This window comes from Hymenobacter elongatus (assembly GCF_004745955.1).
GTDB classification, from domain to species: domain Bacteria; phylum Bacteroidota; class Bacteroidia; order Cytophagales; family Hymenobacteraceae; genus Hymenobacter; species Hymenobacter elongatus.
This window is the reverse complement of record NZ_SRLD01000003.1, coordinates 75,900-96,509: the sequence shown is the minus strand read 5'-3', so window position 1 is coordinate 96,509 and position 20,610 is coordinate 75,900. Positions and strand designations below refer to the sequence as shown.

At 61.5% G+C, this 20,610-nt stretch carries 14 protein-coding genes and 1 pseudogene; 7 read left to right on the top strand and 8 right to left on the bottom strand.

Annotated elements, in window-relative coordinates; all coding sequences use genetic code 11:
* Nucleotides 1-322: 322 nt before the first annotated feature.
* From E5J99_RS02710 to E5J99_RS02690, 5 genes are all read right to left on the bottom strand, one after another.
* Entirely contained in the window at nucleotides 323-1,024 is a 702-nt protein-coding gene (locus tag E5J99_RS02710; RefSeq protein WP_135496177.1) for a hypothetical protein, read from the bottom strand.
* 198 nt (nucleotides 1,025-1,222) lie between these two features.
* Nucleotides 1,223-3,112 (bottom strand): T9SS type A sorting domain-containing protein, encoded by a 1,890-nt coding sequence (locus E5J99_RS02705; RefSeq protein ID WP_135496176.1) that lies wholly within the window; start codon nucleotides 3,110-3,112, stop codon nucleotides 1,223-1,225.
* Nucleotides 3,113-3,144: 32 nt separating this feature from the next.
* The gene (locus tag E5J99_RS02700) at nucleotides 3,145-3,873 is read right to left on the bottom strand and encodes a hypothetical protein (RefSeq protein ID WP_135496174.1); all 729 of its coding nucleotides are present in this window, start codon (nucleotides 3,871-3,873) and stop codon (nucleotides 3,145-3,147) included.
* A 300-nt stretch (nucleotides 3,874-4,173) separates the two neighbouring features.
* Nucleotides 4,174-4,902, bottom strand: a complete 729-nt coding sequence (locus tag E5J99_RS02695; protein ID WP_135496175.1) for a hypothetical protein — start codon at nucleotides 4,900-4,902, stop codon at nucleotides 4,174-4,176.
* 32 nt (nucleotides 4,903-4,934) lie between these two features.
* On the bottom strand, nucleotides 4,935-5,663 hold the full coding sequence (locus E5J99_RS02690) for a hypothetical protein (RefSeq protein ID WP_135496174.1): 729 nt from the start codon (nucleotides 5,661-5,663) through the stop codon (nucleotides 4,935-4,937).
* A gap of 663 nt (nucleotides 5,664-6,326) precedes the next feature.
* On the opposite strand from E5J99_RS02690, the gene E5J99_RS02685 reads away from it, so the two are divergent.
* The 4 genes from E5J99_RS02685 to E5J99_RS02670 all read left to right on the top strand — a co-directional run bounded on the left by E5J99_RS02685 (nucleotide 6,327) and on the right by E5J99_RS02670 (nucleotide 10,580).
* Nucleotides 6,327-7,139: a cyanophycinase gene (locus tag E5J99_RS02685; RefSeq protein WP_135496173.1), complete on the top strand. Its 813-nt coding sequence runs from the start codon at nucleotides 6,327-6,329 to the stop codon at nucleotides 7,137-7,139.
* A gap of 134 nt (nucleotides 7,140-7,273) precedes the next feature.
* Nucleotides 7,274-8,533, top strand: a complete 1,260-nt coding sequence (locus E5J99_RS02680) for an OmpP1/FadL family transporter (protein ID WP_135496172.1) — start codon at nucleotides 7,274-7,276, stop codon at nucleotides 8,531-8,533.
* A 21-nt stretch (nucleotides 8,534-8,554) separates the two neighbouring features.
* Nucleotides 8,555-9,994 carry an SGNH/GDSL hydrolase family protein gene (locus E5J99_RS02675; protein ID WP_135496171.1) on the top strand — a complete coding sequence of 480 codons (1,440 nt, stop codon included), beginning with the start codon at nucleotides 8,555-8,557 and terminating at the stop codon, nucleotides 9,992-9,994.
* A gap of 142 nt (nucleotides 9,995-10,136) precedes the next feature.
* Nucleotides 10,137-10,580 carry a lipocalin family protein gene (locus tag E5J99_RS02670; protein ID WP_135496170.1) on the top strand — a complete coding sequence of 148 codons (444 nt, stop codon included), beginning with the start codon at nucleotides 10,137-10,139 and terminating at the stop codon, nucleotides 10,578-10,580.
* 64 nt (nucleotides 10,581-10,644) lie between these two features.
* Here E5J99_RS02670 and E5J99_RS02665 read toward each other — a convergent pair whose 3' ends face one another.
* The gene (locus E5J99_RS02665) at nucleotides 10,645-11,646 is read right to left on the bottom strand and encodes a YpdA family putative bacillithiol disulfide reductase (RefSeq protein ID WP_135496169.1); all 1,002 of its coding nucleotides are present in this window, start codon (nucleotides 11,644-11,646) and stop codon (nucleotides 10,645-10,647) included.
* Nucleotides 11,647-11,776: 130 nt separating this feature from the next.
* On the opposite strand from E5J99_RS02665, the gene E5J99_RS02660 reads away from it, so the two are divergent.
* Nucleotides 11,777-12,238, top strand: coding sequence for a lipocalin family protein (locus E5J99_RS02660; protein WP_135496168.1), 462 nt, complete (start codon nucleotides 11,777-11,779; stop codon nucleotides 12,236-12,238).
* Between the two features lie 66 nt (nucleotides 12,239-12,304).
* Here E5J99_RS02660 and polA read toward each other — a convergent pair whose 3' ends face one another.
* Nucleotides 12,305-15,172 (bottom strand): DNA polymerase I, encoded by a 2,868-nt coding sequence (gene polA / locus E5J99_RS02655; RefSeq protein ID WP_135496167.1) that lies wholly within the window; start codon nucleotides 15,170-15,172, stop codon nucleotides 12,305-12,307.
* Between the two features lie 456 nt (nucleotides 15,173-15,628).
* Between polA and E5J99_RS02650 the strand changes: the two genes are divergently transcribed.
* Both E5J99_RS02650 and E5J99_RS02645 read left to right on the top strand, forming a co-directional pair.
* Nucleotides 15,629-18,073: a T9SS type A sorting domain-containing protein gene (locus E5J99_RS02650; protein WP_135496166.1), complete on the top strand. Its 2,445-nt coding sequence runs from the start codon at nucleotides 15,629-15,631 to the stop codon at nucleotides 18,071-18,073.
* Nucleotides 18,074-18,142: 69 nt separating this feature from the next.
* Nucleotides 18,143-18,781: pseudogene (locus E5J99_RS02645) on the top strand (DUF1684 domain-containing protein).
* A 66-nt stretch (nucleotides 18,782-18,847) separates the two neighbouring features.
* Here the strand turns inward: E5J99_RS02645 and E5J99_RS02640 are convergent.
* Nucleotides 18,848-20,587: an IPT/TIG domain-containing protein gene (locus E5J99_RS02640; protein ID WP_135496164.1), complete on the bottom strand. Its 1,740-nt coding sequence runs from the start codon at nucleotides 20,585-20,587 to the stop codon at nucleotides 18,848-18,850.
* Between the last annotated feature and the right edge of the window lie 23 nt (nucleotides 20,588-20,610).

The window sequence follows — 20,610 nt, the reverse complement described above, 5'->3', positions numbered from 1 at the left end:
GAATCCGGGAATGGTGCTCTGCCAATAGGGAATAGACCTGTTCCTGAATTAGGAACCGATGCTAAAACTTGGCTGTCATGCTGAGCTTGTCGAAGCATCTCGCGTGCACTGGTAAAATAAGTACTACTGCGGTAGAGATGCTTCGACAAGCTCAGCATGACGTTCATTTGACTTTCTAAACAGCTTCATAGGAAGTCTGCCGAACGTCATGTCGACCATTCTGCGCATCAAGCAGAGAGGAGACATGACGTTCTATTGGATTTTGGCGACTTCCTAAACAGCTTCTTGGCCTGTTTGGATAAGCTTTAAGTGAAGAGAAGGGCTAAAAAGCACACATAGCGCTAACCAGCTGCACGGGCTGCCACCGCAGAGTAAAAGCGTGGCTTTTATCGTAGCTATAGGCCCGGCCATAGGGCGGGGTGCCGGAGGTATCCCGCTCATCTTTGCGGCTGTGATAGGTGACGAGCACGGCGCTTTCGGCGAACAGCCCTATCCGGGTGGATACTTGGTACTGCAGCGCCACAAACGGCCGGACCTGTCCTTGCCAAGTGGTGGCCGTTCGAATGAAGGTGGTTCTAACAAGCAAACCTGAATAAGTATCAAAAATCAACTTGTTCAATTGTCGATTCAACCCCAAGCCAACCTCGGCCCCGTATGCCCAGCGCAATCGTCGGGTGATGGGCTGTTGCCATTCGTAGCCGGCGTAGAGGTTTACTTGAATAAGTTGGGTATAAGAGCCCTCCCGCAGGCCAGGAAAAAAGCCGTCGAAGTTGCCGGGGTAGTTGGCGGTATCACGGTGGCTGTACTGGCCTACCAGGCGCAGGCGCAGGGCCTTGGTAGGAGTGAGTTGGCGTTGGTAGAAGAGCCCCAGCGGCAGGCTGCGGTTGTTCTTAAAAAGGCCGTCGAGTTGGGGGCTGGCCGTCAGGCCGATCTGGTGGCGGGTGGTGGCCGAGTCCGGGGCTTGGGCCAGGGCCAGCGAAGCCGAGGCGCACAGGGCGAGCTTGAGCGAAACGAGGGTACGCATGGAAAAGCGAAAGGGAAAAGAAGCACGGAGGGCGAAGCGAGCCGCTGGCCGCTGCTGGGCCAGCGGCGGCTGGAACGCCGGCGCACTAGTAGTGTGTGGACAGTGACCGAAAGAGCTGGTTTGTTCCGTATACGACCCTCTTTCTGTTTACTGTCCACACTGCCTAGTCGTGTGGCGTCCGCCAAAGGACACAGCTTCTTAGCGGTGCGTAATCCGGATTTGCTGCCGCCGGATTTCCTTTTTGTGTTGGGTGTGCAGATAGTACAGGCCCTCGGGCCAGCGGCGCGTGTCGATGCGCACGGCCGCCGGGCCGCCGGGGCCGCTGTGCACCACGCGCCCGTGGCTGTTATAGATGGTTAGCTCCGTGCCGGGGGCCTGCTCCACCACCAGCTCCCGGTCGGCCGGGTTAGGATACGCCATAACGGGCCCGCCCGGCACGGCCCGTGCCAGCTGGCACGCGTAGCCGTCTATTTCGGTGGCTCCGTAAATTATCTGGCCAAACTCCTGCTGACCCCCGCAGGAGTTAGTAAGCACCAGCCGCACGTAGGCCGACTGCCCGGGCGCGGGGCCGGCGAGCTGAAACTGGTCGATGTTGCCCGACTGATACACCTCGTTGACGAGCCAGGCATACGTGTCCTGGCCCCGGGCATTGGCGCGTGCCACCGAAAATACCACCGGCGCATCGGGGCACACCGCGCCGTAGTAGGAGGCGGAGCTGCGAAACTCCACCGTGCCGGACCCAATCTGAAACCGGACGACGGCCGGGGCCGACGTGGCGCAGCCGGCGGAGGACGCCGTCACCTGCACCTCCCCGTTGGGCAGCGAGTTGTCGCCCGGGGCGGTGATGTCCAGATACGGTACGCTGGTGCTGATGCTGCCGCTGGGCGTCAGGTTGGCGGGCGACACCATCCACTGGTAGCTGGCGGCTCCCGGTACCGGATTCACCGCCAAGCGCTTGGTCTGATACAAGCATAAGTCGTGGTCGGTAGTCGCAAAAACGGGGGTGGCCGCTTCCGGTCGAACGGTAACGACCACAACAGCGGCTGTGACTGTGGTACTGGCCCCGTTGCGGGTATATAAGGCGCTCAGGGCCACGGTGCCCGTGCCGATACCGGTCAGCAAGAGGCCCGGCGTAGCGGTATTCTGGCAGCAAGTGATGCTGACGACGCCACCGGCGGTGAAAATGTAGCTGCCAAAGCTGCCCCCACTGGGCAGAGTTCCGGTGCCGGCGCGCACCTGCTGGGCTTCCAGCCGCTCGCCACAAGACAAGCTCAGCGGGCCGCCCTGTGGGGTGCGGCTGCTGATGATGGTAAGCGGTGGCGTAATGCAATTGATGGCGAGTACTCTTTCCGCGCTTTTGGTGGGCACATAGCCCGGCTGCGCACCGATGGCGCATTCCGTATCGACGGCCCGCACCCGTACCACGGGCGCGGTGCTGCCGCCACAGGCGTTGACGGACGGCACGACCAGCAGCCGGTTGGGGCTGGCCATGGTGCGGGTCGTGAACAAGCGCGGGGCCCCGTTGGAGATGCTGCCGTCGGGCCAGCGCCAGCCCGAGGGGATGGTCCACTCGTAGCCTTCGGCGACGAGCGGGGTTGGATTGGGCTCATTGCTGTTGCGCGGGATGGTCAGCAAGGGCACTTCCAGCGTGACCTGATCGGTAGTGCCAAACTCGATGTTGCCGCTGGGGCTGCCGTTGAGCGTCAGCGTGCCCAGCGGCCGGTTAGTCACCGAACGGATGTAGACGGTGAGGAGCGGCGACTGGCCATTAGCGGTGGTATTGTTACAGCCAGTGTATGTGGTTTGAACCGTAGCCGAGCCGCCCGGCACATCGTTGAACGACACCCGCATGAGGCCGGCCGTAGTCGGGTTAGTCAGTAAGGTGGAGCCACCATTTACGACCCAGTTCACCGCGCAGTCAGTGGTGCTCGGGGAGCTGGTGGTAGAAAAGCTATAGGTTTTGCCTGGGCATAGCAGTATACCGTTGGTGTTGCTAAGACCACTTGGTTGAGCGTTGGCCAGGTGAGGCACTAGCGGCGACAGTCCCAGCAGCAGTGCGGCGCAGCAGCAGGTGAATAATTTTTTCATACAGTTTGGTAAAGGATTAAAGAAAAAAGGGGTTAAAAAGCGTAAGTGGCACCAACCAATTGCACGGGCCGCCACGTCAGGGCCACGCGGTTGGCGCGGGCCCGCTGATCGAGAAAGCGGTCCATCTCGTCGGACTTCGTGAATTCTTCGCGCACTTGGTATTTCATGCGCTGATGAGTGTAGGTCAGGGGCAGGGCGGTTTCGGCAAACAGGCGCAGGCGGGGGGTGGGACGGTAGCTGAACCCGGCAAAGGGCCGCGCCTGCACCTGCAAGTCCTGGGTCGTGCGCTCGAAGTAGTCCACGACAAAGCCACCGGGGGAATAGGATTGGCGGCGGGCGGCGGAAAAGCCCTGGCGCTGGTAGCCCAGGCCCGCTTCGAGGCCGTAGTCCAGGGTGAATCGCCGGCCCAGCGGGCGCTGCCAGGCATAGCCCGCAAACACCTGTACTTGCCAGCGGCGGTAGCTGGGGCCTGTCACGTAGCCATCAGTCACACCGAATGGCCCTTCGGTAGAATTGGTGGAGTCGGCATAGCTTACCAACCCCACCAAGCGCAGGCGCAGGGCCTTGGTAGGAGTGAGTTGGCGTTGGTAAAAGAGGCCCAGCGGCAGGCTGCGGTTATTTTTGAAGAAGCCGTCGAGCTGGGGGCTGGCCGTCAGGCCGATCTGGTGGCGGGCGGTGGCGGAATCCGGGGCTTGGGCCAGGGCCAGCGAAGCCGAGGCGCACAAGGGGAGCATGAGGGTGAGCGAAACGAGGGTACGCATGGAAAAGAGAAAGGGAAAGAAGGAACGTGAATCGTGAGCGAAGCGGCTGCTGGAACGCGGCTGCAATAGTAGCAGTGCGGTGGCGTGCGGCCAAGGACAGAAGGGCTGGGGTTGTGACGGGCATCTGCCGCCCGCTGGCGTGGCCAGCGGCGCCAGGCCGGGCGGCTAGCGGGCTGACCGGCAAAAGCACCACCGGCGGGCGGCGCGGCCCGCCGGTGGTGCTTTTGCCGCCCTATTGTGACATCGAAGCCGCGCCGCCGCTCTGCCTCAGCGGCGCTGCGGGCGCGCAAGCGGCCATGCTCAGGCCCGGCGGGGGCGGCTGTGCGGCTCGCCGCAGGCATATTCCACGGCCCGCACCCGTACCGTGGGCGCGGTGCTGCCACCACAGGCGTTGACGGACGGCACGACCAGCAGCCGGTTGGGGCTGGCCATGGTGCTGGTCGTGAACAAGCGCGGGGCCCCGTTGGAGATGCTGCCATCGGGCCAGCGCCAGCCCGAGGGAATGGTCCACTCGTAGCCTTCGGCGACGAGCGGAATGGGATTGGGCTCATTGCTGTTGCGCGGGATGGTCAGCAAGGGCACTTCCAGCGTGACCTGATCGGTAGTGCCAAACTCGATGTTGCCGCTGGGGCTGCCGTTGAGCGTCAGCGTGCCCAGCGGCCGGTTAGTCACCGAACGGATGTAGACGGTGAGGAGCGGCGACTGGCCATTAGCGGTGGTATTGTTACAGCCAGTGTATGTGGTTTGAACCGTAGCCGAGCCGCCCGGCACATCGTTGAACGACACCCGCATGAGGCCGGCCGTAGTCGGGTTAGTCAGTAAGGTGGAGCCACCATTTACGACCCAGTTCACCGCGCAGTCAGTGGTGCTCGGGGAGCTGGTGGTAGAAAAGCTATAGGTTTTGCCTGGGCATAGCAGTATACCGTTGGTGTTGCTAAGACCACTTGGTTGAGCGTTGGCCAGGTGAGGCACTAGCGGCGACAGTCCCAGCAGCAGTGCGGCGCAGCAGCAGGTGAATAATTTTTTCATACAGTTTGGTAAAGGATTAAAGAAAAAAGGGGTTAAAAAGCGTAAGTGGCACCAACCAATTGCACGGGCCGCCACGTCAGGGCCACGCGGTTGGCGCGGGCCCGCTGATCGAGAAAGCGGTCCATCTCGTCGGACTTCGTGAATTCTTCGCGCACTTGGTATTTCATGCGCTGATGAGTGTAGGTCAGGGGCAGGGCGGTTTCGGCAAACAGGCGCAGGCGGGGGGTGGGACGGTAGCTGAACCCGGCAAAGGGCCGCGCCTGCACCTGCAAGTCCTGGGTCGTGCGCTCGAAGTAGTCCACGACAAAGCCACCGGGGGAATAGGATTGGCGGCGGGCGGCGGAAAAGCCCTGGCGCTGGTAGCCCAGGCCCGCTTCGAGGCCGTAGTCCAGGGTGAATCGCCGGCCCAGCGGGCGCTGCCAGGCATAGCCCGCAAACACCTGTACTTGCCAGCGGCGGTAGCTGGGGCCTGTCACGTAGCCATCAGTCACACCGAATGGCCCTTCGGTAGAATTGGTGGAGTCGGCATAGCTTACCAACCCCACCAAGCGCAGGCGCAGGGCCTTGGTAGGAGTGAGTTGGCGTTGGTAAAAGAGGCCCAGCGGCAGGCTGCGGTTATTTTTGAAGAAGCCGTCGAGCTGGGGGCTGGCCGTCAGGCCGATCTGGTGGCGGGCGGTGGCGGAATCCGGGGCTTGGGCCAGGGCCAGCGAAGCCGAGGCGCACAAGGGGAGCATGAGGGTGAGCGAAACGAGGGTACGCATGGAAAAGAGAAAGGGAAAGAAGGAACGTGAATCGTGAGCGAAGCGGCTGCTGGAACGCGGCTGCAATAGTAGTGCGGCAGAGGCGTGCGGTCCAGGACAGAAGCGCTGGGGTTGTGACGGGCATTTGCCGCCGGCTGGCGTGGCCAGCGGCGCCAGGCCGGGCGGCTACCCGGCTGACCGGCAACCGGGTACCGGCGGGCGGCGCGGCCCGCCGGTGGTGCTTTTGCCGCCCTATTGTGACATAGGGGTTGTTTGCGTTGGTTTTTTGTGCATCAGAAAGGTGTAGAGACCCATAGCCGCGCTGAACAACCAGAACCCAGCACGGCCCAACAACGCCAGCTCTGGCAAGGGGCAAGCAGGGGTTTCCACAAAGCGCACGCTACAGACCGCTGCCCCTACACTGACGTGAGTACCGCTTTGGGCGCTGCGCCCGCCGCTCTGGCTGGCGGGGCTAGGTCGCCAACGCCTTGGCCAGTCACCACCGAGGCCCGAACCGAAGGGCAGCGGAGCTAACGAGTCGCGGCTCTACCCGCGTGCAACGAGGGCTCCGCAACCGCCGGAGTGGGCAAAACGCCTGGCTCAACCGTAGCAACTCCGCACCCCCGGGGGCGTTGGGGTTTCAATATCCCGTGTACATTTGGCCTTCGCTCACCACTGTATCCTATGTCCCAGTCGTCCGCGTTACCGCTCGGAACGCTCGTTGCCCTCGGCGGCGGCGACGATGATGCCCTGCTGGCCCTGCTCAGCGACCTGCTGCCCGGCCCCGAGTCGCTCGTCGTGATTCTGGCCCTGGCCGCCAGCGACGCCACCGTGACGGCCACCAACTACACCAAGGCTCTGCACGAGCTGGGCTGCACCAATGTCCACCACATCAAAATCGACGAGCGCCACTCCGCCGATAAGCTCGCCTCACTGCGGCGGCTCAAGGAAGCCAGCCTCGTGTTCTTCACCGGCGGCGACCAGGAGCTGATAACCGAGTTTCTGCGCGGCACCGAGTTTTTGCGCGTCCTGACCGAGCGCTACCACACCGATGCGGAGTTCGTCATTGCCGGCACCAGCGCCGGCGCCTCGGTGCTGCCCGAGTATATGCTGGTGGCCGGCTACGGCTGGCGCTCCTTGCGCAAAGGCGGCATCCAGACCGGCGACGGGCTGGGCCTGGTGCCGAATCTGCTCATCGATCAGCACTTTGTGGAGCGCGGGCGCTTCGGGCGGCTGGCCCATGCCCTGCTCACGCACTCGATGTGCCTGGGCCTGGGCCTGGCCGAAGAAACCGGCATTATCATCCGCCGGGGCCAGGAAGCCGAGGTCTTCGGCGACGGCGTGGTGATGGTCGTCGACGGCTATCATCTGCACGGCAACAACCTGGGCCGCATCGGGCGGGGCGAGCCCGTGGCCGGCCAGGATTTTCGGGTGCACCTGCTCGTGAGCGGCCAGCGGCTGAATCTGCACACGCGGCAGGTAGTAAATAACGAATAATAGCTGCATTTTTGGCCGACCAAAACGCTGGTTATCGAGTGGGCTAAATAGTCGGCACGCCTACTACTTAATTCTTTTTTCTCCCTACATTTAGTCCCAACAACCCCTACTTCTCACCCTTTCCTCTCTTACATATGAATTTAAAAACTCTACTCTTCGCGGGAGGTGCGCTGCTCTCGGGCACGGCAGCTTCGGCGGGCGGCTACCAAGTGACGCTGGCCGGCCAGAAGAACAACGGCATGGGCGGCGTGGGTGTGGGCCTCTCGCTCGATCAGGCCGCTATGTTCTACAACCCTGGCGCCCTGGCGATGGTGAAGGAGCGCGGGGTGCAGCTCGGTGTGAATGCCACGCTGGCCCGCCAGGCGTTCCGGGCCGAAAACGGCGGTACGCAGCGGGAGCTACAAAATACGACCACCACGCCGCTGAACTTCTACGCGGGCTTCGGCCCGGCGGAAGGCAAATTCCGGGCGGGCATTGCCGTGTACACGCCCTTCGGCAGCAAGTTGCAGTACGCCGACGCCTGGGAAGGCCGCTTTGCGCTGACTCAGATTGACCTGAAATCCATCTATGTACAGCCTACGTTCAGCTACGCCATCACCGAGCAGCTGAGTGTCGGCGCGGGCCTGATGATCCTGGCCCTGGGCTCCGTAAATCTGCAGCGTGATATCCCGGCCCAGAACGCCGAGGGTAAGTTTGCCAGCATTGAGCTGGATGGCAAAGCGGAGCGCAAGCTAGGCTTCAACGCCGGTGTTTTCTTCAAGCCCTCCAGCATGCTGAGCGTAGGCATCAGCTACCGCTCCAAGATCGACGCGGTGGTGAACGATGGCGATGTAACGTTCACCAACCTGTCGAACACGGCTACGCCGGCTTTCCAGGCCACCAAGTTCAAGGCTACGCTGCCGCTGCCGGCTACCACCAGCATCGGGCTGGGCATCATGCCAACGGAGAAGCTCACCTTTGGCTTCGACGTGAACTACGTGCAGTGGAGCGCCTACCGCAACCTGGAGTTCCAGTTCAACGCCCCCGTAAACGGAGCTACTTCCAGCACCTCGAAGCGCTACTATCAGGATGCCGTTACCCTGCGTTTGGGTGGGCAGTATCAGGTTACCGACGGGCTGACCGTACGGGCCGGCGGTGCCTACGACAACTCGCCCGTGAAAGACGGCTACGTGACGCCCGAAACGCCCGACGCGGACCGTATCACCGGCACCATTGGCGCTTCCTACAAGTTCGGAGAGAACTTCAGCCTGGATTTCAGCACGCAGTTTGTGAGCCTGAAGAAGCGGACCGTTACGCAGCAGGAGCTGCTGGATAACAACACGACGGATCGGGTGGCGGGTACCTACAAAACGCAGGTCATCGTACCCGGCGTGGGCCTGAACTACACTTTCTAACCCTCGATTTTCTTCTCCGACATGAATAAGTCCCTACTTAAGAACACCCTGCCCGCGCTGGCACTGTTGGGCCTGGCTTCGTGCCAACCCGATCTGGATGCGCCGGCCATCGAAAAAGGCTCGGCTGACTTCTCCAGCTACGTGGCCGTGGGCAACTCCCTGACTGCCGGCTTCCAGAGTGGCGGTTTGGCTAACAGCGGCATCAACAACTCGTATCCGGCCATTCTGTCGCGGCAGTTTGCCCTGGCTGGGGGCGGTGGTTTTGTGCTGCCCTTGTTCCCCGATGACCGCAAGGATGGCTCCGGCTACCTGAAGTTCTTCGGCCTGACCAGCACCGGCAGCCCCATTCTCCTCTCGCCCGGCCAGAGCACCACGGTGATTCCGGCCGGCGAAACCGCGCCGCGTACCATCACCAACAACCCGGCTACTTACCAGCTGGCCTACACCGGCAATCGTCTGCCGGCTCCGCCGTTTGGCTCAGGTGCCTTGGAGCTGGCCCCGTCTTTCAACCCCCAGCCCGATAACCTGGGCGTACCGGGTATATCGGTGCTGAGCGCCGATGCCACCGCCGCCATTGCCGTGAATCCGGCCTTCCCGGTGCCGGTAGCAACCCTCAACGGTGCCGCTCGTGGCTATGGCAACCTCAACAACTACTACCAGCGCATTCTGCCCGCCGCCGACCGTGGCACGAAGGATTATGTGACGTTCATCGGGCAGAAGACCCCTACGTTCTTTACCTGCTGGATGGGGAATAACGACGTGCTGACCTACGCCACCAACGGCGCGGTGCTCGACCTAGCCAACCCTTTCAGCGGCATGACGGACACGACCAGCTTCGGACGAGGCTACCGCAACATCATGCGTACCATCAGCAAAAATGGTACGGTAGCTGGCGCAGCGGCCAACATTCCGAACGTAGTGAACGTGCCGTTCTTTACGTCGGTGCGCCTGGCAGATGTGATAGCTAACTTTCAGCGCGTCAACCCGGCCATTACTACGATCTTTATCCGGGAGGGAAGCTCCACTACTGCCCGGGCCGCCACGGCCAACGACTTGTTCCTGCTAACGGCGCAGGCCCAGTTTGCTACCGGTGCCGGCACGTCGCCTACCAACCCGCTGCCCAGCCAGTTTGTGCTCGACCCAGCCGAAGCCACGGCCATTCAGACGCGCACGAACCAGCTGAACACGATTATTGCCCGCACGGCCCGCCAGAATAAAGTGCCGCTGGTCGACATGAACGGCTTCTTCAACTCCATTGCGCTGCGGGGCCTGACCATTAACGCGGCAACCAACAACGCCACCTTGATTCGGGGCAATTTGTTCTCGCTCGATGGCGTGCATCCTACCTCGCGGGGCTACGCTGTAATTGCCAATGAGTTCATCCGGGTTATCAACAGCAACTATAGCGCTTCGATACCGCAGGTGAACCCCAACGACTACGACGCGGTCCTGTTCCCTTAAGCGGGACTGAAATAGCGTAGTAACGTTACCGTATACCAAAAACGCCGCCTTCAAGCTGAAGGCGGCGTTTTTGGTATACGGTAGGGCGATGGTAGTTCGGTGGTGAGCCGGTCCGTCGACGGTGATTTTCGGGCCTCAGCAGTTGCTTGCTGCCCACGACTTTATCAGCTGCAAAAAAGAGGATGAGGTAAAGCCCAAGCCCAAAACAAAAGCGAAGTTGCTGACTGCCAAAAGCTGGCGCATCTCCGGGGCGTCGTTCTCTGATAGCCAGGGCAGCCAGGAGGTATTCAGCCTGTTTGACGCCTGTTCGAAAGATGATATCCTCAGATTCAGCGCCGATAAAACGGTTGTGTTTGACGAAGGGCCGGCTCGCTGCGACCCGTCTGCTCCGCAAACCACGAAGGGAGCCTGGGATCTGACCTCCAATGAAAGCAAGCTGATAGTGCAGGAAACAGCCAACAGCAGCCAAGGCAGCTTGTATGATGTGACTGAGCTGACGGAGAACAAGCTTAGCCTCAGGCAATCCGATGTTGACCAGTCAACAAACACTACCTACACAATTACACTCACCTACTCGGCCTTTTAGAGGGTGATATGTTGTCAAAACGCCCTGCTTCCCCTGAAAAGAGGCGGGGCTTTTGTGTAGTGCGTCAGGCTGCCGTCACGGCTGTTAGCTGGGCGGCTATCACGGCGGCGTGGTGCCGGCCGTTCTCGATAAACCAGCGGCTGGTGTTGAGCCCGCCGCACACGGTGCCGGCTACATACACCCCGGCGCGGTTCGTTTCGAAGGTTTCGGGGTTGTGGGAGGGCGTGCGGGCCACGTCCTGCTGAAACGTGATGCCCAAGGCGGCCAGCAGGCTGTAGTCGGGGCGGTAGCCGGTGAGGGCGTACACGAAATCGGCCGGTAGGGTTTGGGGGCCTTCGGGTGTCAGCACCTGCACGCTTTCGGCGCTGATGGCCACGACGGTGGTAGTGAACAGTGCCCTGATGCGGCCTTCGGCAATGCGGTTGATAAGGTCGGGCCGAATCCAGTACTTCACTGATTCCGAAATAGCTGCGCCCCGCACCACCAGTGTAACCTGCGCCCCTGCGCGCACCAGCTGCAGCGCCGCTTTGGCCGCCGAGTTCTTGGCCCCGATAACCACCACCGACCGCCCGACGTGGGCGTAGGGCTCCTTGTAGTAATAGCTCACATGCGGCAGGTCGGCGCCGGGTACTTCCAGCCGGTTGGGCACGTCGAAAAAGCCCGTGGCCACGATGACGTAGCGCGCGGTCAGCCGGCCTTTTTCCGTCACTACTGCATAAGCGCCCGGCGTGCCTTCGAGGGCCAGCACCCGCTCGTAGAGGCGCAGCGTGAGATTTTCGCTCGTGGCCACGCGGCGGTAGTAGTCCAGCGCGTCTTCGCGCAGGGGTTTGTAGTGGTTGGTAGGAAACGGGTAACCGCCGATTTCGAGCAGCTCGGGGGTGGAGAAGAACTCCATATTGGTCGGGTAGCCCACCAGGGAGTTGACGAGCGCGCCTTTGTCGATAACGCAGACGCGGAGGCCCCGGCGGCGGGCTTCGAGCGCACAGGCCAGCCCCACCGGCCCGGCCCCGATGACGACGGCATCGAAGGCAGCAGCAGGCGCAGTGAAAATCGTAGATTCAGTCATATCGGGTACTATACCAGTGGGAGCAGCCTAGTGTTTGGAATGAACTCCGCGCCGGGGCAGCATCAGGGTTGGGTAGTGGCCAGAAAACCCCTTATCTTGCTCCATCCTTTTTTTTAACCCAATTTCATTCATGCAACGCTCTTCTCTTATTGCTTTATCCCTACTGTTGGTAGGCTCGCTCGGGGCCTGCAAAAAAGACAAAACCGAAACCAAGGCTGATCTGCTGACCGGTAAAAACTGGCAGGTATCGGCTGCCACCATTACCTACACCGGCTCCCAAACGGGTACCGAGGATATCTACAAAGAGTTGGTAGATTGCGAGAAGGATAACTTCCTGCGGTTCAACTCCAACAAAAGCCTGGAAGCAAACGAAGGCAAAAATGTGTGCCCCGACAGTGAGCAGGTGGCGATGGGAAGCTGGGACATCAACTCCGACCAAACCAAGCTGTACCTGAACTCGCCGGAGCTGGGCGGCGGCGCTGCTGTGCAGGTAGACATAGTGGAGCTGTCGTCGTCGAAGATGGTGCTGAAAAGCACGATCGTGCAGCCCGATGTAACCACCGTTACGAACACTACCTTCTCGGCCAAGTAGCGGATAGCTCGTTAGCCCAAGCCAAAAAAAGGCCGGTACCCCGTGTGGGTGCCGGCCTTTTTCGGGTTAGTGCGCCTGTAGCCAGTTCTGGCCGGTGCCTACTTCCACTTCCATTGGCACGCTCAGGGGCAAGGCGTTTATCATCAGCTCCTTGATGTGGGGAATAATGTAGTCGACTTCCTCCTTGGGCGCGTCAAACACCAGTTCGTCGTGCACCTGCAGAATCATGCGGGTGCCGAGCTTCTCCCGTTGCAGCCAGTCGTGGATGCGGATCATGGCAATCTTGATGATGTCGGCGGCCGTGCCCTGGATGGGGGCGTTGATGGCGTTGCGCTCGGTGAAGCCGCGCAGCGTGGCGTTGCGCGAGTTGATGTCGCGCAGGTAGCGGCGGCGGCCCAGCAGGGTTTCGGCATACTCCAGCTCCCGGGCCTTGTTGATGCTGGCATCCATGAACTGCTTCACGGCCGAAAACTCCTCGAAATACGCATCAATGATTTCGACGGCTTCCTTGCGCCCCACGCCCAGCCGCTGGGCCAGGCCGAAGGCCGAAATGCCGTAGATGATGCCGAAGTTGACCATTTTGGCCTTGCGACGCATTTCGCCGTCCACGGTTTCGAGCGGCACATGAAACACCTTGCTGGCGGTGCTGCTGTGAATGTCGATGCCCTGGCGGAAGGCTTCAATCATGGTGGCGTCCTTCGAAAAATCGGCCATGATGCGCAGCTCAATCTGGGAGTAGTCGGCCGCTACCAGCACGTGGTTAGCGTCGCGGGGCACGAAGGCTTTGCGAATCTCGCGGCCCTTCTCCGTCCTGATCGGAATGTTCTGCAGGTTGGGGTTGGTGCTGCTCAGGCGGCCGGTGGCCGTCACGGCCTGGTTGAAGCTGGTATGCACGCGGCCATCCATTTCGCACACCAGCTGGGGCAGGGCCTCCACGTAGGTGCTGCGCAGCTTGGTGAGCTGGCGATGCTCCAGAATGAGGGCTGCCACGGGGTTTTCGGGGGCCAGCAGGCTCAGCACTTCTTCGCCGGTGGCGTACTGGCCGGTTTTGGTCTTCTTGATTTTGCCCCCCCCCAGCTGGAGCTTATCGAACAGGATTTCGCCCAGCTGCTTCGGGGAGCCGATGTTGAACTCCTGGCCGGCGGCGGCGAAAATCTGCTTCTCAATATCGACGATGTAGCCCTGCAGCTCGGCCGAGTAGTCGCCCATGGCGCCGGAGTCGATCCGGACGCCTTCGTACTCCACGTCGGCCAGCACCGGCACCAAGGGATTCTCTACCTCATTGAGCAGCTTGAGCAGCCCCAACGCGGCAAGCTTGGGCTCGAACACGTGCTTGAGCTGCAAGGTCACGTCGGCGTCTTCGCAGGCGTAGTCCGATACCTCGGCGGGTGGAATATCGGCCATCGTTTTCTGCTTTTTGCCTTTGGGACCAATCAGCTCCGTGATGGAAACCGGCGTGTAGTGCAGGTAGGTTTCGGCCAGCACGTCCATGTTATGGCGCATGTCGGGCTCCAGCAGGTAGTGGGCCAGCATGGTGTCGAATAGCGGCCCGCCGATGCGGATGCCGTAGTGCTTGAGAATGGTGAGGTCGTACTTGATGTTCTGCCCGATTTTCAGGATGCCCTCGTGCTCCAGAAACGGTCGGAACTCATCGACCAGCGCCTGGGCGGCGGCGGGGTTGTTTTGCGGCACGGGCACGTAGTAGGCCTCGCCGGGCAGCCAGCAGAAACTCAGGCCCACCAGCCGGGCCGTCATGGTGTCGAGGCCGGTGGTTTCGGTGTCGAAGCTGACTTCCTGTTGCAGCAGCAGGAACCTGAGCAGCTCCCGGCGCAGCGCGGGCGAGTCGATAAGGTGGTACTGGTGCGGCACTTCGGCCAGCGTGCGGCGCGTGGTGGGCAGCACATCGGCTTCTTCTTCCCCCATTTCGGTGATGCCCACCGGCGCGGCAAACAGCGAGGCCTGGTGGCCGGCCCCGGTCGGCACGCTGCTTTTCTTGCCTTTGGCCGGGCTGATAGCCGTGGCCGAAGTGCGGGCGGGAGCTGTTTTGAGCACCCGCGCGGCCAGCTGCCGAAACTCCAGCTCGTCGAACAGGGCCGTGAGCTTGGCCTCGTCGGGAGCAGAGCAGCAGAGCGCCTCCGGCTCGAAGGGAATGGGCACGTTGATGTGAATGGTAGCCAGTTCCTTGCTCAAAAGACCCTGCTCAGCGAAGTTGCGCACGTTTTCCTGCTGCTTGCCCTTCAGCTCGTGGGAGTTGGCAATCAGGTTTTCGACCGACCCGTACTTCTGAATCAGCGCTTTGGCCGTTTTCTCACCGATGCCGGGAATACCGGGAATGTTGTCGGAAGCGTCGCCCTGCAGGCCCAGGATGTCGGTGACCTGCGCCACCCGCTCAATTTCGAAGCGCTGGAGTACATGGGCTAAATCCAGGATTTCGGCCGAGTTGCCCATGAAGGCCGGCCGGTAGATTTTCACCTTCTCGGTCACGAGCTGGCAGTAGTCTTTGTCGGGCGTCATCATGTACACTTCCTCGAAGCCGTGCTCCTCGGCGTGGCGGGCCAGAGTGCCAATCACGTCGTCGGCCTCGAAGCCCTCCATAATCAGAATCGGGATGTGGAAGGCCTCGATGATCTTTTTGATGTAGGGAATGGCTGTGCCGATGTCCTCGGGCATAGCCTGGCGCTGGGCCTTGTACTCGGGAAACTGCTCGTGGCGGAATGTCTTTTTCGGGCCGTCGAAGCACACGCCGATGTGGGTGGGCTTCTCCTTTTGCAGCACTTCCACCAGCGTATTGGTAAAGCCCAGCACGGCCCCGGTATTCATGCCCTTGGAGTTGATGCGCGGATTCTTGCTGAAGGCAAAGTGGGCGCGGTAAATCAGGGCGAAGGCGTCGAGCAGGAAAAGCTTGCGGGGAGCTTGGGCGGTGGTGTCGGTCATAGCAGGGGCGAAGGTACGGAGGGCAGCCGGAGAACTGCGGATAGGATACTGGTCTCAGCCCGCGTAGTTTTGTCTTCTCTTATTCAGTAATAACCAACAATTCATGAGTTGGCCATCCTAATTGCCAAGGTATGTATTGAATTCGGCCATATCGTTCAGTCCGCTATCCGCCGTTTAGCTCCTCCATTGTGCGGCTATAGCCCGATGGGTAGCCTGATACCAGGTTTTGCCTGTAGGCTACTTATAAACCGGTGTGCAGCCCTTGGTGGCCTATCTGAGTCCGGTATCGTGGTCATCATTGTCTCTTGATTTACCCATTTCCATCATGTTGCCTCGGTTACCTTATTTCCTGCTGATTACAGTCTTTTGTCTGGGTTTTGCCAGCGTAGCGGAGCGCAGACGGTAGATGCATCCTTCCCGGCGACGGATACCTACCAGCCGGCTACAATCCAGACTATGCTCCGGCAGCCCGATGGCAAGTATGTCATCAGCGGAAACTTTACCCGCGTAAACGGCACGGCCCGGCCCCAGCTAGCCCGAATAAATGCTGATGGTACCCTCGATCCGACCTTCGTTGCGGTGCCCGTTCAGCCGTCTCCTGAACTCGTGCGCCTGCTGCCTTCAGGGCGCACCCTACTGTTTGGGCCGGGTACGCTCACTGTGGGCGGTCAGTCATTCCGCAACCTGGTGCAGCTCAACTCCGATGGCACACTGGGCCCTGCCCTGGCCACGGGCACGGGCAGCACCGGCCCGCCGAAAGTGGTGGCCGTGCAGGCCGATGGTAAAATCCTGCTGGGCGGCACTTTCACGGCCTTCAATGGCGTTGCCAGCTCCTATTTTGTCCGGCTGAACGCCGACGGCAGCGTGGATACCCAGTTTACGGCCAATATGGGTGCCGGATTTGCGGGCGAAGTGAAGACGATGGTCGTGCAGCCCGATGGCAAAATCGTAGTCGGTGGTCGTTTTCAGGACTTCAATGGAACAGGCCGCCAGCGGCTGGTGCGCCTGAATGCCAACGGCAGCTACGACAACAGCTTTGTGCCGGCCATTAACCTGACCGCCGCTGGAGCGAATGTGTGGGTAGCGCACTTAGCCTTGGACCCACGTAACAACGACGTGCTGGTAGAAGGTCCCCAGATGATACCGCTGTCGGGCGGCTTCTTTCAGCCTTTGTTCCGGCTTACCTCCACCGGGGCTCAGGTTACGCAGTTTGCGCCAGGAACCGGGCAGAGTAGCTGTTACCTTAATGAATACAGCGGCAACGACCAGATGATCGTCGATAGTAAGGGACGCGTCCTATTGGGAAGCTGCTTTGAAAAGTATATGGGAAGCACGGCAGCAGTGGCCAACACCAGCTTGATTCGGTTGCTGACCGATGGTACAATTGACCCACAGTCTCCTACCGGGGCCACGCTGCTGGGAGCCATCAATACGGTAGTAGTGGAGCCCGATGATCGTATTGTAGTAGCTGGCAACCTGAAAAATGCCTTTACTCAGGTGGGAGGAGCCAGTCTGGTGCGTCTGACTTCCAATGCGCAGCCCGATCCAACATTCCAGCCGGCCTTGATAACGCCCGGGTATGTGGCCAGAATCCTACGCCAGTCCGATGGGAAGCTGCTCGTGGCCGGCCGCTTTACTAGCATTGGGGGCCAAGCCGCCAGTAATCTGGTCCGTCTTCAGGCCGATGGCTCCCGGGATGCCTCGTTTGCGGCCGACCCCAACTACACAGTAGAATCACTGGAGCAGCAACCCGATGGTCGCCTGCTGATTGGCGGCCGATTTACAGCCATTGGCAGCAACAAGGCCGTGGGCGTGGCGCGCCTGCAGAGTAGCGGCATCTTTGATCCGTCATTCAATGCTGACCTTGCCAACAACACGGCCATCAGTGTGCATAATGTGCGGGCTATAGCTGTGCAAGCCGATGGCAAGGTGCTGATCGGAGGCATCTCGGTGGTGGCACCGGCCATTGGGGTCAGTAACTTACACCGACTTCTGCCCAATGGCCGAGTGGACGAGGCTTACGGAAATAACCTGAATAGTAATGCAAAGCAGGCGCAGATACTCTGTTTGAAGCTGCTGCCCGACGGCCGCGCCTACGTCGGCGGTGTCTATTCGGCCAGCAATGGGAGCCGCTATACCGCGCCCGCTCTGGTGCGCTTGACTACCGATGGCCGGCCCGACCCAACCTTTGTGCTACCTACTTCGCTCACCGAATCGTCCGTGCTGGACGTGTTGCCGCTGGCGAATGGGCAGGTAGTGGCCGCTGGGCGCTTCAGTACCTATAACGGGGCAGACCGCGCAAACATGGTGCGCCTGAATGCTGATGGGACTGTCGATACCGGCTTTGATGCTCATCTGGCCGGTGACGAACTCAGTTTCGTGGTACAGCAGCCCAATATCCGCTTGCTGATTGGCTCCAGTAGTAATATTCAGGCAAACGGTGTGGCACAGGGTATGCTCGCCCGACTGTTGCCCAATGGTGCCCTGGACGCTTCTTTTGCCGCTAGCGCTACCCTGGTAGATGGCCCCGTATATAGCGCGGTGCTGCAGCCCACCGGAGAAATAGTCGTTGGCGGCCAGTTCAGTAGGATTGCCGGCCAAGCCCGCTGGTCGCTGGCACGCTTGAATGCTCCGCAGGTGCTGATGGCAAAGCAGTCGGTGACGGCCGCCGCTACTAAGGCATGGCCCATTCCCGCCCACGACCAGTTGTACTTGAGCCTGGATGCCGCTTCCACACCCAGCCACGTGCAGCTGCTCGACGCAATGGGCCGGGTGGTGCTAACACAGAGAGTCACCAAAATAGAGCTGGCGCTGCCCGTGCAGCACTTGCGGCCGGGCATGTACCTGCTGCGCGTCAATTATGTCAATGGCCCCGTGACGCGCCGGATTATAGTGGAATAAGTGCGCCGAAAGCCGAATAGGTTTCCCGCCGCGCTGTATTGGTGCGGCGGTCTTTTTAACACCACATATATGCAGCGCATATATCCTGTTCTTGGTATTTTCCTGCTGCTACCTATGCTAGCCGCCCACAGCTACGGCCAAACCGACAGTCGGCTGCCACCTGCGGCGCACGCCCAGACCGTAGGGGCCTTGCAGCAGGAGCTGAACACCGAATACCGTGACCCGACCAAAACACCGCTGCCCGTTGAGGCTCGTGCGGCTTTCCAGGGCTTGCCCTTCTTTCCCGCCGACTACCGCTGCTACGTGGAAGCCACCTTCGTGCGCGACTCCACCTCGGCCCCGTTCCGGATGAAAACCACCGGCCTGCGGGAGCCCGAGTACCGCAAGTATGGCGAGCTGCACTGCGTAATGAATGGCCAGAAGCTGAAGCTGAGTGCGTATCAGGGCCTGGACCTGATGCGCCAGCCCGGCTACGAGGACTACCTGTTCGTGCCCTTCACTGACCCCACCAACGGCCACGAAACCTACGGTGGCGGCCGCTACCTCGACTTCCGGATTCCCAAAACCAGCGTCGTGCCGCTCGACTTCAACCGCGCCTACAATCCGTATTGCGCCTACAACACCAGTGGCCAGTAGTCGTGCCCGGTGCCGCCCGCTGAAAACCGCCTGGCAGTTCCCATCCGCGCCGGCGTGCGCAGCGACCATTAGCCGGCCGCGCCAGTATAGCCGGGGCATACAAAAAGTGCCTCATCGAGTGTGCGGTGCGGCCCTGGCCTAGCGCTTGAGCAGGGGCCGGGGGGGCTGCTGGTCTAGTTGCAGCCAGTAGCCGCCCGGGGCCAGGGCGGGCAGGTTCAGCGGCTGGCCGTCGCGGTAGGTGCCGGTGAGCACCGTGCGGCCCAGGCCGTCGAAGAGGCGCAGCGTGCCGGCGCTGGCCCCGCCGGTGACGGTGAGCTGCCCGGCCACGGGGTTGGGAAAGAAGTCGGCGCTGGCGCGCGGCGCGGCCACGTTGCGCAGGGCCAGCGGGCTGCTGGCCGCCGAAAATACCCACGTGGCCCCGTTACTGCCATTGTCATGGGGGCCGCCCACGGCCAGGACGGTGCCATCGGCCGATAAGGCCACGGAAACGCCTTGGTTTACATTACTAGCGGCGGCCCCTGTTCCGACGAGCTTGTTGCCCTGCTGGCTCCAGGCGGTGCCGTTGCGGGTGAACACCCACGTGGCCCCGCTAAAGTTGGTGTTATCCTCAGGCCCGCCCGTGGCCAGGGTGGTGCCGTCGGCCGACAAGGCGACGGAAGCGCCCTGGCGTACACCAAAACTAGGGCTTGCAATGGCTCCGGTTCCGACGAGCTTGTTGCCCTGCTGGCTCCAGGCGGTGCCGCTGCGGGTGAACACCCACGTGGCCCCTCTAAAGTTGGTGTCATAGTACCCGCCCGCGGCTAGGGTGGTTCCATTGGCCGATAAAGCGACGGAATAGCCTTGGCTTACACCGTAACTAGGGGTTGCAACCGCGCCGGTTCCGACGAGCTTGTTGCCCTGCTGGCTCCAAGCGGTGCCGCTGCGGGTGAACACCCACGTGGCCCCGACATCGTTATTATCGTATTGCCCGCCCATGGCTAGGGTGGTACCGTCGGCGGATAAGGCGACGGAACGGCCTTGCCATGGGCGGGCAATGCCTCCGGTTCCGACGAGCTTGTTGCCCTGCTGGCTCCAGCTCGTGCCGCTGCGGGTGAACACCCACGTGGCTCCCATACCGTTGCTGTCACCGTATCCGCCCACGGCCAAGGTAGTGGCGTCGGCCGATAAGGCGATGGAATAGCCTTGAAACAAAGAAGGTCCAATGCCTCCGGTTCCGACGAGCTTGTTGCCCTGCTGGCTCCAGGCGGTGCCGCTGCGGGTGAACACCCACGTGGCCCCGCTAGAGTAGTTGTCAAACGCCCCACCCACGGCTAGGGTGTTGCCGTCGGCGGATAAGGCGACGGAACGGCCTTGGTATACAGTAGGCCCAACGGCGCCGGTTCCGACGAGTTTGGGGCCCTGTTGGCTCCAGCTCGTGCCGCTGCGGGTGAACACCCACGTGGCCCCGATACTGTTGTTGTCAAGGTGCCCGCCCACGGCCAGGGTGGTGCCGTCGGCGGATAAGGCGACGGAACTGCCCTGCCAAGAAGAGCCAACGGCGCCGGTTCCGACAAGCTTGGGGCCCTGCTGGGCGGTGCCCAGGGTCGTGCGGGTGAGAGTGAAGGCAGTGGCCGACGTGGCCGGGGTCCCGCCCGTGGTGGTGAGGGGCCCGCTGGTGGCGCTAGGCATGACCAGCAGGCGCAGGGCGGTGGGGGTCTTGTCCAGAATCACGCCGGCCGTGCCGCCCACGGCCACGGCCGTGACCAGGTTCAGGTTGGTGCCGCGGAGCGTGAGCAGCGTGCCAACGTTGCCCGAGGCAGGGGCGAAGGAACTGATGGTTTGGGCCGCAGCGGGCAGCCAGGCCAGCAGCAGGCACAGCACAGCGTAGAAACGGGTCATGGCGAAGTAGGGGTTAGGGGGTG

Coding starts and splice junctions, on each gene's coding strand:
- E5J99_RS02675 (WP_135496171.1), top strand. CDS start 8,555: ATGAATAAGTCCCTACTTAAGAACACCCTGCCCGCGCTGGCACTGTTG.
- E5J99_RS02705 (WP_135496176.1), bottom strand. CDS start 3,112: ATGAAAAAATTATTCACCTGCTGCTGCGCCGCACTGCTGCTGGGACTG.
- polA (WP_135496167.1), bottom strand. CDS start 15,172: ATGACCGACACCACCGCCCAAGCTCCCCGCAAGCTTTTCCTGCTCGAC.
- E5J99_RS02695 (WP_135496175.1), bottom strand. CDS start 4,902: ATGAAAAAATTATTCACCTGCTGCTGCGCCGCACTGCTGCTGGGACTG.
- E5J99_RS02690 (WP_135496174.1), bottom strand. CDS start 5,663: ATGCGTACCCTCGTTTCGCTCACCCTCATGCTCCCCTTGTGCGCCTCG.
- E5J99_RS02650 (WP_135496166.1), top strand. CDS start 15,629: ATGCTCCGGCAGCCCGATGGCAAGTATGTCATCAGCGGAAACTTTACC.
- E5J99_RS02700 (WP_135496174.1), bottom strand. CDS start 3,873: ATGCGTACCCTCGTTTCGCTCACCCTCATGCTCCCCTTGTGCGCCTCG.
- E5J99_RS02665 (WP_135496169.1), bottom strand. CDS start 11,646: ATGACTGAATCTACGATTTTCACTGCGCCTGCTGCTGCCTTCGATGCC.
- E5J99_RS02680 (WP_135496172.1), top strand. CDS start 7,274: ATGAATTTAAAAACTCTACTCTTCGCGGGAGGTGCGCTGCTCTCGGGC.
- E5J99_RS02640 (WP_135496164.1), bottom strand. CDS start 20,587: ATGACCCGTTTCTACGCTGTGCTGTGCCTGCTGCTGGCCTGGCTGCCC.
- E5J99_RS02685 (WP_135496173.1), top strand. CDS start 6,327: ATGTCCCAGTCGTCCGCGTTACCGCTCGGAACGCTCGTTGCCCTCGGC.
- E5J99_RS02710 (WP_135496177.1), bottom strand. CDS start 1,024: ATGCGTACCCTCGTTTCGCTCAAGCTCGCCCTGTGCGCCTCGGCTTCG.
- E5J99_RS02660 (WP_135496168.1), top strand. CDS start 11,777: ATGCAACGCTCTTCTCTTATTGCTTTATCCCTACTGTTGGTAGGCTCG.